The organism is Streptomyces sp. SYP-A7185, assembly GCF_046103685.1.
Lineage (GTDB): Bacteria > Actinomycetota > Actinomycetes > Streptomycetales > Streptomycetaceae > Streptomyces.
Genome location: NZ_CP122310.1, coordinates 4,983,600 through 4,999,408, shown reverse-complemented (window position 1 = coordinate 4,999,408; position 15,809 = coordinate 4,983,600). Strand labels below are relative to the sequence as shown.

The window sequence follows — 15,809 nt, the reverse complement described above, 5'->3', positions numbered from 1 at the left end:
CGCCTACGTGCGCAGACCTCCGCGCGGCGGATTCGCCTTGGTGTCGGGCGCCATCGGTGAGGTGGGCGTGGCCCGCACGATGGTGATCAGACGGTCCATCAACTGAAGCTTCCCGACGGCGGGATCGTCGTATCCGAGCACGCGATGGCCGCGTACGACGCTGACGACCAGGTCGTCCGTCTCGCGGACGCCGAGTCCCACCTCTGCCTTTATCACCGGCCGCTCGACGAGATCGAGGCCGCTGCCCTGCTGGATCAGGTCCTCCATGACCATGCCCGCGCTGGGGCTGAGCACGGAGAGGCCCAGGAGCCGGCCCGCCGCGCTGGCGCTGGTGATCACGGCGTCGGCGCCGGACTGGCGCAGGAGCGGCGCGTTCTCCTCCTCGCGCACCGCGGCCACGATCTTCGCCCCGCGGTTCATCTGGCGGGCGGTCAGCGTGACCAGGACGGCGGTGTCGTCGCGCTGGGTGGCGATGATGATCTGCCGGGCACGCTGCACTTCGGCACGCAGGAGCACGTCGCTGCGGGTCGCGTCGCCGATGACGCCCGCGTATCCCTCCGCTGTGGCGGCGTCGACGACCTTCGCGCTCGGGTCGACCACCACGATCTGCTCGGGCTTCAGACCGGTCGCGCAGACGGTCTGGATCGCCGAGCGACCCTTGGTGCCGAAGCCGACGACGACGGTGTGTTCACGCAAGTTGGACCTCCAGCGGTTCAGACGCCATTCCTCGCGCGTACGTTCCGTGAGCACTTCGAGGGTGGTGCCGACCAGGATGATCAGGAAGAGCACGCGCAGCGGCGTGATCAGGAGAATGTTGCAGAGCCGCGCGCTGTCGCTGTACGGAACGATGTCGCCGTAACCGGTGGTCGAGAGCGTGACCGTGGAGTAATAGGCGGCATCGAGGAAGTCGAGGCCGCTGTCCGAGTTGTCGTGGTAGCCGTCGCGGTCGATGTAGACGATGAAGGTCGTCAGGGCGAGCACCGCGAGCGCCATCAGGAGCCGCTTGGCGACCTGCCGCAGGGGGCGCTCGACGACTTGGCGCGGCAGCTTGATGCGGTGGGTGACGAGATGCTCGTCGGGGTTGCGGGCGATGGCGTCGTGGCCGGGAAGTTTCACGTGAAACACTCCCCGGCCGTACCGGCGTGCAGCTCCGGACCGGCCCACGGGAGGTCGAGGACCTCCAGCTCCTGGCCCCGTCGTCCGCCGCCGGGCGGGACGACCGCGAGTCCCTCGGCCACCGCGATCCCCCGCAGCATCGCCGGGCCGTTGTAGTGCAGGGGCACGGCCTGGTCGGCGCGCAGGGTGACGGGCACGAGGCGGGTGTCGTGCGGGTGTCCGTGCACGTCCTCGCGCAGCGCCGCGGTGTACGGCGAGGTGGCGGGGCGGCCCGAGAGCGTACGCAGCAGGGGCTCGGCCAGGGTGAGGAGGCCGGAGACCGCGGCCAGCGGGTTGCCCGGCAGTCCGACGAGGTGCTGGTCCGGGCGGATGCGGGCGAGCAGCATCGGGTGCCCCGGGCGCACCGCGACGCCGTCCACGAGGAGCTCGGCGCCGATGCGGCGCAGGATCGGATGGACGTGGTCGACCGGGCCGGAGGCGGTGCCGCCGGTGGTGACGACGAGATCGGCCGCGGAAGTGGTGACGGCCTGGTGGAGCGCCTCGGCGTCGTCACCGAGCCTGCGTACGGCGATGACGTCCGCGCCGAGCGAGCGCAGCCAGGGCGGCAGCATGGGCCCGAGCGCGTCCCGGATGAGGCCCTCGTGGGGGAGCCCCTCGGTCAGCAGCTCGTCGCCCAGGATGAGCACTTCGGCGGTGGGCCGGGGGATCACGGACAGCTCGTCGTATCCGGCCGCCGCCGCGAGGCCGAGCACCGCCGGGGTCACCAGGGAGCCGGGCGGCAGGAGCTGGTCTCCGGAGCGGCACTCCTGGCCGCGCGGCCGGATGTCCTGCCCCTGGGTGACGTCACGCCGGGGGTGCAGCCGCCCCTTGTCGTCGGTGAGGCCGTGCTCGCTGCGGATGACCGCGGTGGCCTCGTGCGGGATCCGCGCCCCGGTGGCGATGCGGACCGCTTCCCCGTCGGAGAGCGGCTCGGGGCGTTCGTGCCCGGCGAGAATCCCGCCGGCCTGTACGTCCCAGGGGCCGGGGCCCGCCACGGCCCAGCCGTCCATCGCGGAGGTGTCGAAGGAGGGGAGGTCGGTGAGCGCGACGAGGGGCGCGGCGAGCACCAGGCCGAGCGCCCGCTCCAGGGGGACGGGTCCGGCCGTGGGCCCGGCGGCTCCGGGGGCGGCCCGCGGGGTGCGTCCGGCGGTGGCGCGGCTGGCGGCGGTGCGGGCGGCGGGCCAGGAGGTGATGTCGTGGTCGCGGTGCTTGGGCGGGGTGCCGGGGTTGGGGTTGGTGGGGGTGGTGTTCGGGGGTGCCCCTTGCTTGCCGGGGGTCGGCAGGGCGGAGGGGTCGGGCGTGGAGGCGCGGGTGGTGGGGTCGGGCGTGGAGGCACGCGTGGGTGCCGGTGCGGGTGCGGGTGCGGGTGTGGTTGCCGGTCGGGGCGGGATGCCTTGGCCTTGGTCACCCGAGGCGTCCGACGCACCCCGGAACTCGCCGCCGACGGGCCCGGTGTCGGCACCGCGCCTGCCGGTCCTGCGGCCGTGGTCGTCGTTCACCAGGGCGAGAGCCTCGTCGAGCTCGGCGTCCGGTGCAGGCTGCCCACTCATCCGGCGTCCGGCCGCATGTCGTCCCTCGCGTCCTGCCCCGGGTCGGGGCGGACATCCGGTGACGTCGTGTCGGGGCCGGCGGCGGGCCCACCGCCGGGCTTGGCGTCGGCCGTGCCCGGCGCCCCGCCTGACGCCGTGTCGGAGGCTTTGCCTGACGTCGTGTCGGAGGCGCCCTCTTCCGCCCAGCGCGTGGCCAGCGCGGCTGCCTTGCGGGCGGCGTCGGCCACCGCTTCGGGGCCACCGCCCGCCGCGGCCCGCGCCGCCGCGTACCCCACCAGGAAGGTGGTCAGCGGTGCCGCAGGCCTGGCCACGCCGTGTGCGGCGTCGCGCGCGAGGTCGAGCAGCAAGCCGGTGTCGACGTCGAGCTCGATGCCCAGTTCGTCCTTGACTGCGGTAATCCATTCATCCAGCACGTGCCCATGCTCCCTGATCCGGGCCCTGGCGGCCGCGATGTCGTCCCAGGTGTCGCAGTCGAAGGACGCCACGGCGTCGCTGATGCGGGTGAGTTCGAGCCGCGCGGTCAGTGAACGGAGCGGAAGCCCCGTCAGACCGTCGTGCTCGGCGGCGAGCTTCGCGATCTCCCGCTTCAGCGAAGCACCGCGATAGGCCGCGACCAGAGGCTGGTCCCGGCCACCGGGATCTTGCAGCATCGCACCGTCGGCGGCGGTCTCCTGGCGCAGCGCGCGGAGGAGTCCGGCGACCGTCGACTCCGCCAGGAAGGGCAGATCGGCGGAGAGCACCACCACCAGCTCCGCTCCGGTACACCGCAGCCCCGCGGCGAGCGCGGCGAGCGGCCCCGCGCCCGCGGGTTCCTCGCGCGCCCACACCACGGGTCGCGCGGTCGAGCGGGGATCGGCGACGACCACGGTCGTCCCGGCGCCGGAACAGGCGCCGAGCACCCGGTCGAGCAGCGCCCGTCCGCCCACCCGCAGCCCCGGCTTGTCCACACCGCCGAGCCGCCTGGCACCCCCACCCGCGAGCACCACGGCGTCGTACGGAGGCACTGGGGCCGAGGCCCCGGAGACAGCGGCGGGGTGCGGGAGGTCGGCCGGAGCGGCGTGCGAACGGTCGGTCGGGGCGGCGTGCGAGGCGGCGGATTCGTCGCCACCCGGAGCCCTCTGCGCGGTCATGCCACGAGTATGGGCGCACGAAGGATCAATGCACCCCTCCGTACGGGGTCTGCGATCACCTCTGTACGCAGACTCACATCACGGCTGTACGCGAACCGCCGTCACGGCTGTCCACAGACCGACGTCACCGCCGTACGCGAACCGCCGTCACGGCTGTCCACAGACCGACGTCAAGGCCCTGTACGCGAACCGACGTCACGGCTGTACGCGAACCGACGTCACCCATGTCCGCAGACCGACATCGCCGCACCGGGCCCATAAACGGGCCCACACCGCCGCCCCGCGCCCCCTCACACCCCCCGCAGCAGCACCGCCGGCTGCTCCACGCAGTCCGCCACGAACCGCAGGAACCCGCCCGCCGTGCCTCCGTCGCACACCCGGTGGTCGAAGGTGAGCGACAGCTGCACCACGTGCCGCACCGCCAACTCCCCCTGGTGCACCCACGGCTTGGGCACGATCCGGCCCACGCCGAGCATGGCCGCCTCCGGGTGGTTGATGATCGGCGTGGAGCCGTCGACCCCGAACACCCCGTAGTTGTTCAGCGTGAACGTGCCGCCCGTCAGCTCCCCCGGCGTCAGCTTCCCGTCCCGCGCCGACTCCGTGAGCCGGATCAGCTCGGCGTTGACCGATTCGGTGGTCCGCTTGTCCGCGTTGCGCACCACGGGGACGACCAGACCGCGCTCGGTCTGCGCGGCGAAGCCGAGATGGACGTCGGCGAGCCGGACCACCTCGCGCGCTTCCATGTCCACGGTGGAGTTGAGCATCGGGTAGCGGGCGAGGGCGGCCACGCTGATGCGGGCGAACAGCGCGAGCAGCGAGATCTTCTGCCCGCCGCCGTCCTCCACGCCGCCGTCCTTCACGGCGGCGTTCATCGCGGCGCGGGCCGCGAGCAGTTCGGTGGCGTCGGCGTCGACCCAGCAGGTGGCTTCCGGTATCTCGCGCCTGCTGCGGGCCATCTTGTCCGCGACGAGGCCGCGGATACCGGTCAGCGGGTAGCGGTCTCCCGACGCCGCTGCCGCTACTGCCGCCACTGCCTGCGTGGCCGTCGACGTGGATGTGACCGGGGCTGCGGGCTGTGCGGCCGTCCGCGCGGCCGCCATGGCCGCCTCCACGTCGGCGCGCAGGATCAGGCCGTCCGGGCCCGTGCCGGTCAGCTCCCGGAGCTCCACGCCGTTCTCGCGGGCCAGCTTGCGCACGAGGGGCGAGATCACCGGTATCGGGCCGTCCGCCGGCTGCGTCCGCGTGGCGGGGCTCGCGGCGAGAGAAGGTGCCGTGACGGGCTCCTGCGGGCGCACGGGCCTGCCCGGCTCCGGCTGGGGCGCGTCCTGCGAGGGGCTCCCCTGCGAAGGCTCTCCCTGCGAAGGCCTTTCCCGCACCGCGGGCGCGGCAGGCTTCGGGGCGCCGTTCGCGACGACTCCCGCCGCCCGCACCCTCCGGCGCCGCGCGGGCGCCGCCGCCGTGCCGTACCCGACCAGTACGTTGCCGGACTCCTCGGCGGCAGCCGTCTGAAGGGCCCGGTCCGCGGGCTCTTCCGGCGCCGGGGCCCCGGTGTCGTCCCCGGCGGGTGCGCCGACGGCGACCGTCAGGAGCGCCGCTCCCACGGGCAGCTCCGACCCCTCCTCGGCGAAGAGGGCGGTCACCACGCCCCCGTACGGGCAGGGGACCTCCACCATGGCCTTGGCCGTCTCCACCTCGACGACGGGCTGGTCCACGGCGACGACGTCACCGACCCGCACGAGCCAGCGGGTGATCTCCGCTTCCGTGAGCCCTTCGCCCAAGTCGGGCAGCTTGAACTCAAGGCTGTTCACGTTCAGACCGGGCGCCATCAGCTGTCCGCCTCCCACTGCAACCGCGCGACCGCGTCCAGGATCCGGTCCACGCCCGGCAGATGGTGCCGCTCCAGCATGGGCGGCGGATAGGGGATGTCGAACCCGGCGACGCGCAGGACCGGCGCCTCCAGGTGGTGGAAGCACCGCTCGGTGACACGGGCGGCGATCTCCCCGCCCGGTCCGCCGAACCCGCCCGACTCGTGCACGACGACCGCGCGCCCGGTCCGCCGCACGGAAGCGGCCACCGTCTCGTCGTCGAAGGGCACGAGGGAGCGCAGATCGACCACTTCGAGGTCCCAGCCCTCGGCGACCGCGGCCTCGGCGGCCTCCAGGCAGACGGGCACGGACGGGCCGTACGTGAGGAGCGTGGCGCTGCGCCCCGCGCGCCGCACCACGGCCTTGCCGATGGGTTCGACGGCCTGGGGCGCGTCCGGGTTCCAGTCGGCCTTGGACCAGTAGAGGCGCTTGGGCTCCAGGAAGACGACCGGGTCGTCGGAGGCGATGGAGGCCCGCAGCAGGCCGTACGCGTCGACGACCGTGGCCGGCGTGACGACATGGAGCCCCGGAGTCGCCATGTAGTACGCCTCGGAGGAGTCGCTGTGGTGCTCGACACCGCCGATGCCGCCGCCGTAGGGCACGCGCACCGTGATGGGCAGCGGCATCGCGCCCCGGGTGCGGTTGCGCATCCGGGCCACGTGCGAGATGAGCTGCTCGAAGGCGGGGTAGGCGAACGCGTCGAACTGCATCTCGACGACGGGCCTGAGCCCGTACATCGCCATGCCGACGGCCGTCCCCAGGATGCCCGCCTCCGCGAGCGGCGTGTCCGTACAGCGGTCCTCGCCGAACTCCTTGGTCAGTCCGTCGGTGACCCGGAAGACCCCGCCGAGCGCTCCGACGTCCTCGCCGAGGACGTGCACGGAGGGGTCGTCGGCCAGGGAGTCACGCAGCGCGCGTCCGAGCGCCTGCGCCATGGTGGCCGGTTTGGCCTGCTTCTTGGTGGCCCGTTCGGCCGCGACCGTGCTCATCGGGCGTTCTCCTCGCCGTCTTCCGAAGCCTCCAGCTCGGCCCGCAACTGAGCCGCCTGCTCGCGCAGTTGCGTGGTCTGCTCCACGTACACGTGCCGGAAGAGGTCCATGGGGTCGAGAGCGGGGTCCTGGTTCATCCGTTCCCGCAGGTCCGCCGCCATCGCTTCGGCGTCGTCGCGGGCCGTCCGCTTCCGGTCCTCGTCCAGGAGGCCGCGCTCGGTCAACTCCCGCTCCAGGAGCAGGATCGGGTCGTGCGCACGCCAGGCCTCGACCTCGGCGTCCCCGCGGTAGCGCGTGGCGTCGTCGGCGTTCGTGTGGGCGTCCATGCGGTAGGTCACCGCTTCGACGAGGGTGGGACCGCCGCCCTCCCGCGCGCGGGAGACCGCTTCGCCGAGGACCTCGTGCACGGCCGCCGCGTCGTTGCCGTCCACCAGACGGCCCGGCATCCCGTACCCGACGGCCTTGTGGGCCAGGGACGGGGCGGCCGTCTGCTTGTCGAGCGGCACGGAGATCGCGAAGCCGTTGTTCTGCACCAGGAAGACGACCGGTGCCTGCCAGACGGCCGCGAAGTTCAGCGCCTCGTGGAAGTCGCCCTCGCTGGTGCCGCCGTCGCCGACCATGGCGAGCGCGACCACGTCGTCGCCCTTGAGGCGCGCGGCGTGCGCGAGTCCCACGGCGTGCGGGAGCTGCGTCGCGAGCGGGGTGCACAGGGGCGCTATGCGGTGCTCGCGCGGGTCGTAGCCGGTGTGCCAATCGCCGCGCAGCAGGGTCAGTGCCTGCACGGGGTCGAGGCCGCGGGCGACCGCGGCGAGCGTGTCGCGGTAGCTGGGGAAGAGCCAGTCCCGCTCTTCGAGGACGAGCGCGGCGGCGACCTCGCACGCCTCCTGGCCGGTGCTCGACGGGTAGACGGCGAGCCTGCCCTGCTTGGTCAGGGCCGTCGCCTGCGTGTTGTACCGCCGGCCGCGCACCAGCTGGGCGTACAGCCGCCCCAGGAGCTCGTCGTCGGCCTTGCCCGCGGCATCGGTGCCCAGGACGCGGTACGGCTCGGCGTCGGGCAGCAGCGGGGCGGGATCGGTCCTGAGCTGCCATGCGGGGGGCGGGGTGGGCCGGTAGACGCCCCGCTGCTCCATGACCGTCATGTCGGCACCTCCGTGTGGAAGCGATCTCCTCGTGGGAGCGGCAAAAGAGGCGCGGCAATGTGAGGCGCCTCACCTACCGATTGTTCGGTCGTCGGCACATTTTGGCTACAGGCACCTCCAGGCTGTGGACAAACGGTTCTGCACAGCCTGGGATGGATGCAGTACGTCCATGGTAGGGAGGCGGGGGGACATGGCATCTGAACGAATGGCCGACGGGCGCGACGGCGAGCGTCAGGAGAGCCGGCCGGGCGACCGTCCGGAGCCCCTGCCCCGGCCGCTGGACTCGATCGACCGCGACATCCTCCAGATCCTGCACACGGACGGTCGCGCGTCGATACGGGCGGTGGCCGAGCGCGTCCACGTGTCACGCGCGAACGCGTACGCGCGCATCAACCGGCTCATCGACGACGGAGTGATCCGTGGCTTCGGCGCCCGCATCAATCACGAACGCGCAGGTCAGGGCGCATCCGCGTACATCACGCTCAAGATCGTCCAGAACACCTGGCGCACCGTCCGCGAACATCTGCGCACGCTGCCGGGGGCTTCGCACATCGCGCTGGTCAGCGGCGACTTCGACGTGCTGCTCCTGGTGCACACGCCGGACAACCGCGCGCTGCGCGAGCTGGTCCTGACCCGGCTCCAGTCCATCCCTGAAGTGCTCAGCACGCGTACGTTGCTGGTCTTCGAGGAGGACGACCTGGAGCCGGAGAACTGACCGGGGGCCGGAGGCCCGTAAGGGGCCCAGAACGTCCTTACCGGACCTGACCTGACCGGGCATGAGCGAGCCTGAGCGGGCCCGTAGAGGCCTGAACGGGTTTCGGCTGCGCGGAACAGCTGCGGGTAAACCTCAGCGGTCGCTGCGCAGGCCCGCGAAGGCCAGCTGGACCACCGCGTCGGCGACCTGTGCGCCCGACGAGGCCCCCCGGGCGTCCGGGCGGTACCACTCCACGATGGAGTTGATCATCCCGAAGAGCAGCCGGGTGGCCAGGCGCAGCTCGACGTCCGAGCGCAGGTCGCCGTCGGCCACGGCCTCCTTGAGCAGGTCCGCGACCTGCTGGTCGAACTCCCTGCGCCGCTCCATGGCCCACCGCTCGGTGTCGGTGTTGCCGCGCACGCGCAGCAGCAGCGTCACGTAGGGCAGTTCCGCGATCAGGACCTCGACGGTGCGCCGCGTGACGTGCTCCAGGCGCTGCACGGCGGTGCCCACGCGCGCTTGCTCCTCGGCGAGGATCCCGAAGAGCCCGTCGAGCGCGCGGTTCACCGCCCGGCTCAGGAGCTCCTCCTTGCCGGACACGTGGTGGTAGATCGAGGACTTGGAGATGCCGGCCGCCTTGGAGAGGTGCTCCATGGAGGTGCCGTCGTACCCGCGCTCGTTGAAGATCCGGACCGCCACCGTCAGGAGGGTCTCCGGGGTGTACGTGTCGCGCCTGGTGGTGGTCATGCGGTGAGGTCCTCTCGCGCTGCCGCCCGGCGCAGCGCCTGGGACGGCGCGTAGCGGCCGGTGGGGTACTCCTGGTGCAGGCACTCCAGGGTCTCGACGGCCCAGCGCGCGCCGAGCGCCTGACCCCAGTCGAGGGGGCCGCGAGGGTAGTTGACGCCCAGGAGCATCGCCGTGTCGACGTCATCCCCGCCGGCGACACCACGTGCGACGGCGTCGTGGGCGAAGTCGACGAGCATGGCGACGGTACGGGCCACGATCATCCCCGGGGCGTCGGCGATGACGCTGACCTGCTTGCCCAGCGCCTGAAAGAGGCCCACGGCCTCCTGGAGCTGTTCCTCGCTCACCGCCGGGGAAGCGGCCAGGGCGATCCTGGTCGCGGAACGGTAGTCCAGCGCGAGGTCGAACTGGATCACCGCCGCCTCGGAGTCGTTGCCGGTGGAACCGTCGCTCAGGAACACCCGTACGCCACTGGGCAGTTCGAGGAACCCGGGACGCTCGGGGTCGAAGGGCTCCAGGTACGTGAGGTCGATCCCGGCTTCGTCGATCAGCTTGGCGACGTCGTGCGCCTGGAACAGGTCTCCGTGCAGCACGACGGACGCCGGTGTCGGCGCGGGCGCCGCCGTGTGGGGCTCGGAGCGCGAGGCGCCGTCCCCGTACGCGTACCAGCCCCGACCCGACTTGCGGCCCAGGCGGCGCGATTCGACGAGGCGGCGCTGGGCGAGCGACGGCGTGAACTTGGGGTCCTGGAAGAAGGACTCCCACACGGAGCGGGTGACGGCCTCGTTCACGTCCTGGCCGATGAGGTCGGTGAGCTCGAAGGGCCCCATTTTGAAGCCGCCGGATTCACGCAGGACGGCGTCGATGGTGGCCGGGTCGGCGGCCCGCTCCTCGTACAGGCGCAGCGCCTCGGCGTAGAAGGGGCGGGCGACGCGGTTGACGATGAAGCCGGGGGCGTCCGCGCTGCGCACCGGCGTCTTGCCCCAGGCCCGCGCCGTCTCGTACGCGCGCGTGGCGGCCGTCTCGTCGGTCGCGAAGCCGCTGACGACCTCGACGAGCGGCAGGAGCGGCGCGGGGTTGAAGAAGTGCAGGCCGACGAAGCGTCCGGGCTTCTCGAGCGTGCCCGCGATGGCGGTGACGGAGAGCGAGGAGGTGTTCGTGGCGAGGAGGCAGTCCTCGGCGACGACGTCTTCCAGCTCTTCGAAGAGGCGCTGCTTGACGGGCAGTTGCTCCAGGATCGCCTCGACGACGAGTCCGCACCCGGCCAGCTCGGCGAGGCCGTCGACGGGTGTCAGCCGGTCCCCCGCGGCGGAGCGATCCTCTGCGGTGAGCCTGCCCTTCTCGACGAGCCGGTCCAGGCGTGCGCCGATCGTGGCGGCCGCGGTCCGCGCCTGGCCCTCCACGGCGTCGTACAGCCGCACGGGGTGGCCCGCCAGCAGGGCGACCTGGGCGATGCCCTGCCCCATGGTGCCGGTGCCGACCACGGCAACGGGGCTGCTGAGCTCGAGTGCTGTCATGCTCGCGATCCTCCCGCACGAGGTGTCCGCCGGAGGGTGCGGGGTGCCCGGCGAGAAGTTGTCCACAGGTTCGGCGGACCCCCTTGTACCGACCGATCGTTCGGTTACTCTAGCTCTGTCCGTCCGTTCCTGCCCACCGCCCTGCCCGGCTCGCCGGCTCGACGAAGAGCCGGCTCGACGAGGAGTTGGTCCGACATGGCCGCCGAACTCACCGCGCCCCAGCTGATCGCCACCCACCGGCCCACACTCGACCAGGCGCTGGAGACGATCCGCACGCGCGCGTACTGGTCGCCGCACCCCGAGCACCCCAAGGCCTACGGAGAGAACGGCAGCCTGAGCCTGCCCGAGGGCAAAGCCGCCTTCGACGCCCTCCTGGGCAAGCGCTTCGACCTCGACCAACCGGGCACGGACGACTGGACCGGCGCGGAAGTCTCTCCGTACGGACCCGAGCTGGGCATCACATACCCCCACCCGGACATCGACACGCTGCTGCCCGCCCTGCGCGCTGGGATGCGCGCCTGGCGCGACGCGGGCGCGGAAGTGCGCGCGATGGTCTGTCTGGAGATCCTGTCGCGCATCAGCGCCCGCACGCACGAGCTGGCGCACGCCGTCATGCACACCAGCGGCCAGGCCTTCATGATGGCCTTCCAGGCGGGCGGCCCGCACGCCCAGGACCGCGGCCTCGAAGCGGTGGCGTACGCATTCGCGGAGCAGGACCGGACCCCCGACCACGCGGCGTGGTCCAAGCCCCAGGGCAAGCGCGACCCGATCGCCCTGGACAAGCGCTTCACGCCCGTGGGGCGCGGCATCGCCCTCCTGATCGGCTGCAACACCTTCCCGACGTGGAACGGCTACCCCGGCCTGTTCGCCTCCCTGGCCACCGGCAACCCCGTCCTGGTCAAGCCCCACCCGCGCGCGGTGCTGCCGCTCGCCCTGACGGTCCGCATCGCGCGCGAGGTCCTCGCCGAGGCGGGCTTCGACCCGAACCTCGTGTGCCTGGCCGCCGAGCGACCGGACGAGGGCATCGCCAAGACCCTCGCCGTCCGCCCCGAGATCAAGATCATCGACTACACGGGGTCGACCGCCTTCGGCGACTGGCTGGAGGCCAACGCCCGCCAGGCGCAGGTCTACACGGAGAAGGCCGGCGTGAACACGGTCGTCGTGGACTCGACGGACGACTACAAGGGCATGCTGTCGAACCTCGCCTTCTCCCTGTCCCTGTACAGCGGCCAGATGTGCACGACCCCGCAGAACCTCCTGATCCCCCGGGACGGCATCACGACGGACGCGGGCGCGAAGTCGTACGACGACGTGGTGTCCGACCTCGCCGCCTCGGTGAACGGCCTGCTCGGCGACGACGCCCGGGCGAATGGCATCCTGGGCGCCCTGGTCAACCCGGACGTCAAGGCCCGTCTGGAGGCGGCGGCCGGACTCGGCGAAGTGGCCCTCCCCTCCCGGGAGATCAGCAACCCCGAGTTCCCGGACGCCGTGGTCCGCACACCGGTCATCGTCAAGCTGGACGGCGCCAAGCCGGACGCCGAGGCGGTCTATCTGAACGAATGCTTCGGCCCGGTGTCCTTCGCCGTCGCGGTCGACTCCTCCGCGGACGCCGTGGAGCTGCTGCGCCGCACGGTGCGCGACAAGGGCGCCATGACGGTCGGCGCGTACACGACGTCGGACGAAGTGTCCGGCGCCGTCGAGGAGGCCTGCCTGGAGGAGTGCGCCCAGCTCTCCTTGAACCTCACGGGCGGGGTCTTCGTGAACCAGACCGCGGCCTTCTCGGACTTCCACGGCTCGGGCGGCAACCCGGCGGCGAACGCCGCCCTGTGCGACGGAGCGTTCGTGGCCAACCGCTTCCGTGTGGTGGAGATCCGCAGGGACGCCTGACGCCCTACGCACCCTGACGGCGGGTTCAGGCCTCCGCGCCCGGGGGCCTGCCCGCCGACCAGTGGAAGAGCGTCATGCCGACGCTGGTGGCCAGGTTGTAGCTGGAGACCTGGGGCCGCATCGGCAGGGACACCAGATGGTCGGCGCGCTCCCGCAGCGGCGCCGACAGGCCGCTGCGCTCGGACCCGAAGGCCAGCACGGCGTCGTCCGGCAGCTTGAGCCCGCGGATGTCCTCGCCCTCGGCGTCGAGCGCGAACACCGGCCCCGGCGGCAGAGCGGAGACGTCCATCCGCTCGACGGCCGTGGCGAAGTGCAGCCCGGCGCCACCGCGTACGACCGTGGGGTGCCAGGGGTCGAGCGTCCCGGTGGTGACCACGCCCGTCGCCCCGAACCCGGCGGCGAGCCGGATCACGGCCCCTGCGTTGCCCAGATTTCGGGGGTCGTCGAGGACGACGACCGGCGCGGTCCTGGGCAGGCGGGCCAGCGCCTCGAGGTTGGCCGTGCGCGAAGGGCGTACCGCGAGAGCGGCCACCCCGGTGGGGTGCAGCCGCGGCACAAGGCCGCGCAGGGTGCTCTCCGGGACCTGGACGAGCAGCGCGTCGAGGGCCTCCCGCACGTCCGGCGCGAGCTCGTCGCACAGGGCGAGGACAGCGGCCTTGTCGCCGGTCAGCACCGAGGAGACGCGCGCTGCGAAGCGCAACGCGTGCTTGATGGCGTGGAAGCCGTCGAGCAGCACGGACGAGTCGGCGAGCCCACGCCAGACACGCACGGCGTCATCAGGATCCGGCTGGTGCGTCACGTTCATCCCGCGTACGTCCCGCTCATCCCTTGTACGTCCCGTTCATGCCTTGTGCGTCCCCTTCATGAAGGGAAGCCTACGCGCGCGTGCTCGGTGGGTTCCGGAGCCGGTTCCTCGTCCGCCGTACGCTGCCCCGGCACCGCGCCGCCCCGCCGGAACCGCGCGACCAGCGCTCCACGCGCGCGTGCCACCCCTCCGCCGACCCGGCGCAGGAACGACGTCGGCAGGAACACCGCGTCGGCCGCGATCATCGCGAGCGAGAAGAACGGCAGCCCGAGGACAACGGCGATGACCGCGTGCTCGAAGATCATGACGGTCAGGAGGACGTTCTTGACCCGCCTGTTGAAGAGAGTGAACGGAAAGGCGACCTGCACGACGACCGTCCCGTACGTCACCAGCATCACCATGAGGCCGTGCGAGGCCAGCAGGTCGGAGAGCGCGGGCCAGGGGGAGAAGTAGTCGAGGCGCAGCGGGTAGTAGACGGCCGTGCCGTCCTGCCAGCGGCTGCCCTGGATCTTGTACCAGCCGGCCGTCGCGTAGATCAGACACGCCTCGACCATGATCACCAACAGTGCGGCGTTGTGCGCGAGCTTCACGATGACGTCGAGCAGCTTGCGCGCCTCGCCGTCGGGCGCGCGCCGCCCGACGGCCCACCACAGGCCGTGCGCGAACCACAGCCCCCAGAAGATGAGCAGCCAGCCGCCGCTGAGCTCCCCCATGAAGGTCACCAGGGAGAGGGCAAGACCGAGGACCCACCACAGGACGGGTCCGACCCGGTCGGGGTCGGCGGTCTTCTCGACGCCGGACCGGTCGGCCATCTCGGGGTCGGCCCCGTCGGTCGAGTCGGTGTCGGTCCCACGCGCGCGTGCCGCGCGTCGGGCGTCGAGCGACCAGACCTGGCCGCAGCGCGTGAACACCAGGTAGGTGGCCATGAGGTGGATGACGTTGTCACCGCCGTCGCCCATGAAGATGGAGCGGTTCTGCAGCGAGAGCACGCCGATCATGAAGATCACGGACATCGTGCGGGTGCGCCAGCCGAGCAGCAGCAGAACGCTGCTGAGAACGGCGACCGCGTAGACGATCTCGAACCACAGATGCGCGTCCGACCACATCAGGGCCGTGAAGGCGTCGTTCTCCGCGATGAGCTGCTGAGCCATGTCCCAGCTCCACGGGCCGTCTGGCCCGTACAGCTCACGGCGGTGGGGGAACTCGCGCAGCAGGAAGAGCAGCCAGGTGGCGGCGAACCCGATGCGGACCACGGCGGTCTGGTAGGGGCCGAGAGCGGAGGCGGTGACCTGTTCGATGCCGCGCCCGAGCAGGGAGCCGAAGCGGTTCATCGGGCGTCCCCCTCAGGTCCCGAAGCCTTGCCCAGGGGCATGTCGTCGTCCGTCACGGACCACCACGGCAGCTGGCGGAGCGACGGTTTCGTCGAGACCTTCTCGTCGCTCCAATCGGGGGGCGACACGTTCGTGGTCCGCGAGCGGACCTGGAGGCGCTCGATGGTGGCGCCCCGGCCCAGAGCCCCCGCGCGCTCGACGCGCATCATCGCGATACGGCGGATGTACTGCTCGGAGAGCTGCCCGCGCAGACCGCGGGGACGATTCTGCGTGTCGTGCGCGGCGACGTAGAAGTCCCAGGCCCGGCGCAGCTCGTTCTGCTGCGTGTGGCTGGGCAGGAGATTGCCGTCGATGGCGGCGCCGTCGGCCGCGGAGAGGTCGTACCAGCCGGTGGTCCGGGTGGTCCCGTCCTCCGTACGGACCTGGGCGCGGGCCTGCACCGCGATGTTCTGCTGCATCGGGTTGGGCGCGAAGAGCTTCCAGTTCTGCTCGAACTCGGGATAGATCCAGTCGTCCACGGCCTGCCCGTGCTGTTTGGTCATCGTGTTCGCGGGGGCCACGTGGAGGAAGAGCATCCCGATGTGGACACAGGCCGTGACGGCGACGAGCGCGAGCGCCAACGCGGCCACCGCCTGGTAGCGGGGGGAGAGCGCGGCGATACCGGCGCGGGGCGAGGGCGACGGTGGGGGTGGGGATGGGGGTGCGGCTGGCGTGGCCTCGTCGGTGGAGGCGGCCGGGGAGGCGAGCGCCGAGGGGGAGGCGGACGCGGAGGGGGCGGCGGACGAGGAGGAGGTGCCAGATGGGGAGACCGAGTCGGCGGACGGGGACGCGGAGGGGTTGGCGGCGTCGGCGGACGGGGACGGCGGTTCGCTCGCGTTGGTGTCGTTCGCGTCCATTCCGCCCCGATTCCCGATCCCGCACGGTGATGCGCCCGTCGGCCCGCCCGTCACACGGCTCTCCACCGTCCGTCGCGTCCGTCGCAGCGGAACGGTACTCATGCCCG

Annotated in this window: 13 protein-coding genes; 2 read left to right on the top strand and 11 right to left on the bottom strand. The window is 72.2% G+C overall.

Annotation, left to right across the window (positions count from 1 at the left end; genetic code table 11):
• Positions 1 to 3: 3 nt before the first annotated feature.
• From QBL25_RS21905 to pdhA, 6 genes are all read right to left on the bottom strand, one after another.
• On the bottom strand, positions 4 to 1,125 hold the full coding sequence (locus tag QBL25_RS21905) for a potassium channel family protein (RefSeq protein ID WP_409058718.1): 1,122 nt from the start codon (positions 1,123 to 1,125) through the stop codon (positions 4 to 6).
• Positions 1,113 to 2,705, bottom strand: a complete 1,593-nt coding sequence (locus tag QBL25_RS21900) for a molybdopterin molybdotransferase MoeA (protein WP_409058717.1) — start codon at positions 2,703 to 2,705, stop codon at positions 1,113 to 1,115. Before QBL25_RS21900 ends, QBL25_RS21905 begins: the two co-directional genes overlap by 13 nt.
• Complete coding sequence (locus QBL25_RS21895) at positions 2,702 to 3,835, bottom strand: NTP transferase domain-containing protein (RefSeq protein ID WP_409058716.1); 1,134 nt, start codon at positions 3,833 to 3,835, stop codon at positions 2,702 to 2,704. Before QBL25_RS21895 ends, QBL25_RS21900 begins: the two co-directional genes overlap by 4 nt.
• A 290-nt stretch (positions 3,836 to 4,125) precedes the next feature.
• Positions 4,126 to 5,661: a 2-oxo acid dehydrogenase subunit E2 gene (locus tag QBL25_RS21890; RefSeq protein ID WP_409058715.1), complete on the bottom strand. Its 1,536-nt coding sequence runs from the start codon at positions 5,659 to 5,661 to the stop codon at positions 4,126 to 4,128.
• Positions 5,661 to 6,689 (bottom strand): alpha-ketoacid dehydrogenase subunit beta, encoded by a 1,029-nt coding sequence (locus QBL25_RS21885; protein WP_409058714.1) that lies wholly within the window; start codon positions 6,687 to 6,689, stop codon positions 5,661 to 5,663. The genes QBL25_RS21890 and QBL25_RS21885 overlap by 1 nt, the downstream gene beginning before the upstream one ends.
• Positions 6,686 to 7,828, bottom strand: coding sequence for a pyruvate dehydrogenase (acetyl-transferring) E1 component subunit alpha (gene pdhA, locus QBL25_RS21880; protein ID WP_409058713.1), 1,143 nt, complete (start codon positions 7,826 to 7,828; stop codon positions 6,686 to 6,688). The genes QBL25_RS21885 and pdhA overlap by 4 nt, the downstream gene beginning before the upstream one ends.
• A 190-nt stretch (positions 7,829 to 8,018) precedes the next feature.
• Here pdhA and QBL25_RS21875 point away from each other — a divergent pair, with 190 nt between their 5' ends.
• Entirely contained in the window at positions 8,019 to 8,543 is a 525-nt protein-coding gene (locus tag QBL25_RS21875) for an Lrp/AsnC family transcriptional regulator (protein WP_409058712.1), read from the top strand.
• Between the two features lie 132 nt (positions 8,544 to 8,675).
• Here the strand turns inward: QBL25_RS21875 and QBL25_RS21870 are convergent, their stop codons facing one another.
• A complete protein-coding gene (locus tag QBL25_RS21870; RefSeq protein ID WP_409058711.1) occupies positions 8,676 to 9,269 on the bottom strand; it encodes a TetR/AcrR family transcriptional regulator in 594 nt (197 codons plus the stop codon).
• Positions 9,266 to 10,783 carry a 3-hydroxyacyl-CoA dehydrogenase gene (locus tag QBL25_RS21865; RefSeq protein WP_409058710.1) on the bottom strand — a complete coding sequence of 506 codons (1,518 nt, stop codon included), beginning with the start codon at positions 10,781 to 10,783 and terminating at the stop codon, positions 9,266 to 9,268. The genes QBL25_RS21870 and QBL25_RS21865 overlap by 4 nt, the downstream gene beginning before the upstream one ends.
• Before the next feature lie 195 nt (positions 10,784 to 10,978).
• On the opposite strand from QBL25_RS21865, the gene paaN reads away from it, so the two are divergent.
• Positions 10,979 to 12,670, top strand: coding sequence for a phenylacetic acid degradation protein PaaN (gene paaN / locus QBL25_RS21860; RefSeq protein WP_409058709.1), 1,692 nt, complete (start codon positions 10,979 to 10,981; stop codon positions 12,668 to 12,670).
• A 25-nt stretch (positions 12,671 to 12,695) separates the two neighbouring features.
• Here paaN and QBL25_RS21855 read toward each other — a convergent pair whose 3' ends face one another.
• Genes QBL25_RS21855 through QBL25_RS21845 form a run of 3 tightly spaced genes read right to left on the bottom strand, consistent with a single transcriptional unit; the run spans position 12,696 to position 15,702 of the window.
• Positions 12,696 to 13,475 (bottom strand): TrmH family RNA methyltransferase, encoded by a 780-nt coding sequence (locus tag QBL25_RS21855; RefSeq protein WP_409058708.1) that lies wholly within the window; start codon positions 13,473 to 13,475, stop codon positions 12,696 to 12,698.
• A gap of 56 nt (positions 13,476 to 13,531) precedes the next feature.
• A complete protein-coding gene (locus QBL25_RS21850; RefSeq protein WP_409058707.1) occupies positions 13,532 to 14,806 on the bottom strand; it encodes an HTTM domain-containing protein in 1,275 nt (424 codons plus the stop codon).
• Complete coding sequence (locus QBL25_RS21845; protein WP_409058706.1) at positions 14,803 to 15,702, bottom strand: DUF5819 family protein; 900 nt, start codon at positions 15,700 to 15,702, stop codon at positions 14,803 to 14,805. Before QBL25_RS21845 ends, QBL25_RS21850 begins: the two co-directional genes overlap by 4 nt.
• Between the last annotated feature and the right edge of the window lie 107 nt (positions 15,703 to 15,809).

Bases quoted from the DNA above. Each gene is read 5' to 3' on its own strand.
- QBL25_RS21900 (WP_409058717.1), bottom strand. From the start codon at position 2,705: ATGAGTGGGCAGCCTGCACCGGACGCCGAGCTCGACGAGGCTCTCGCC.
- QBL25_RS21895 (WP_409058716.1), bottom strand. From the start codon at position 3,835: ATGACCGCGCAGAGGGCTCCGGGTGGCGACGAATCCGCCGCCTCGCAC.
- QBL25_RS21890 (WP_409058715.1), bottom strand. From the start codon at position 5,661: ATGGCGCCCGGTCTGAACGTGAACAGCCTTGAGTTCAAGCTGCCCGAC.
- QBL25_RS21885 (WP_409058714.1), bottom strand. From the start codon at position 6,689: ATGAGCACGGTCGCGGCCGAACGGGCCACCAAGAAGCAGGCCAAACCG.
- pdhA (WP_409058713.1), bottom strand. From the start codon at position 7,828: ATGACGGTCATGGAGCAGCGGGGCGTCTACCGGCCCACCCCGCCCCCC.
- QBL25_RS21875 (WP_409058712.1), top strand. From the start codon at position 8,019: ATGGCATCTGAACGAATGGCCGACGGGCGCGACGGCGAGCGTCAGGAG.
- QBL25_RS21870 (WP_409058711.1), bottom strand. From the start codon at position 9,269: ATGACCACCACCAGGCGCGACACGTACACCCCGGAGACCCTCCTGACG.
- QBL25_RS21865 (WP_409058710.1), bottom strand. From the start codon at position 10,783: ATGACAGCACTCGAGCTCAGCAGCCCCGTTGCCGTGGTCGGCACCGGC.
- paaN (WP_409058709.1), top strand. From the start codon at position 10,979: ATGGCCGCCGAACTCACCGCGCCCCAGCTGATCGCCACCCACCGGCCC.
- QBL25_RS21855 (WP_409058708.1), bottom strand. From the start codon at position 13,475: ATGAACGTGACGCACCAGCCGGATCCTGATGACGCCGTGCGTGTCTGG.
- QBL25_RS21850 (WP_409058707.1), bottom strand. From the start codon at position 14,806: ATGAACCGCTTCGGCTCCCTGCTCGGGCGCGGCATCGAACAGGTCACC.
- QBL25_RS21845 (WP_409058706.1), bottom strand. From the start codon at position 15,702: ATGGACGCGAACGACACCAACGCGAGCGAACCGCCGTCCCCGTCCGCC.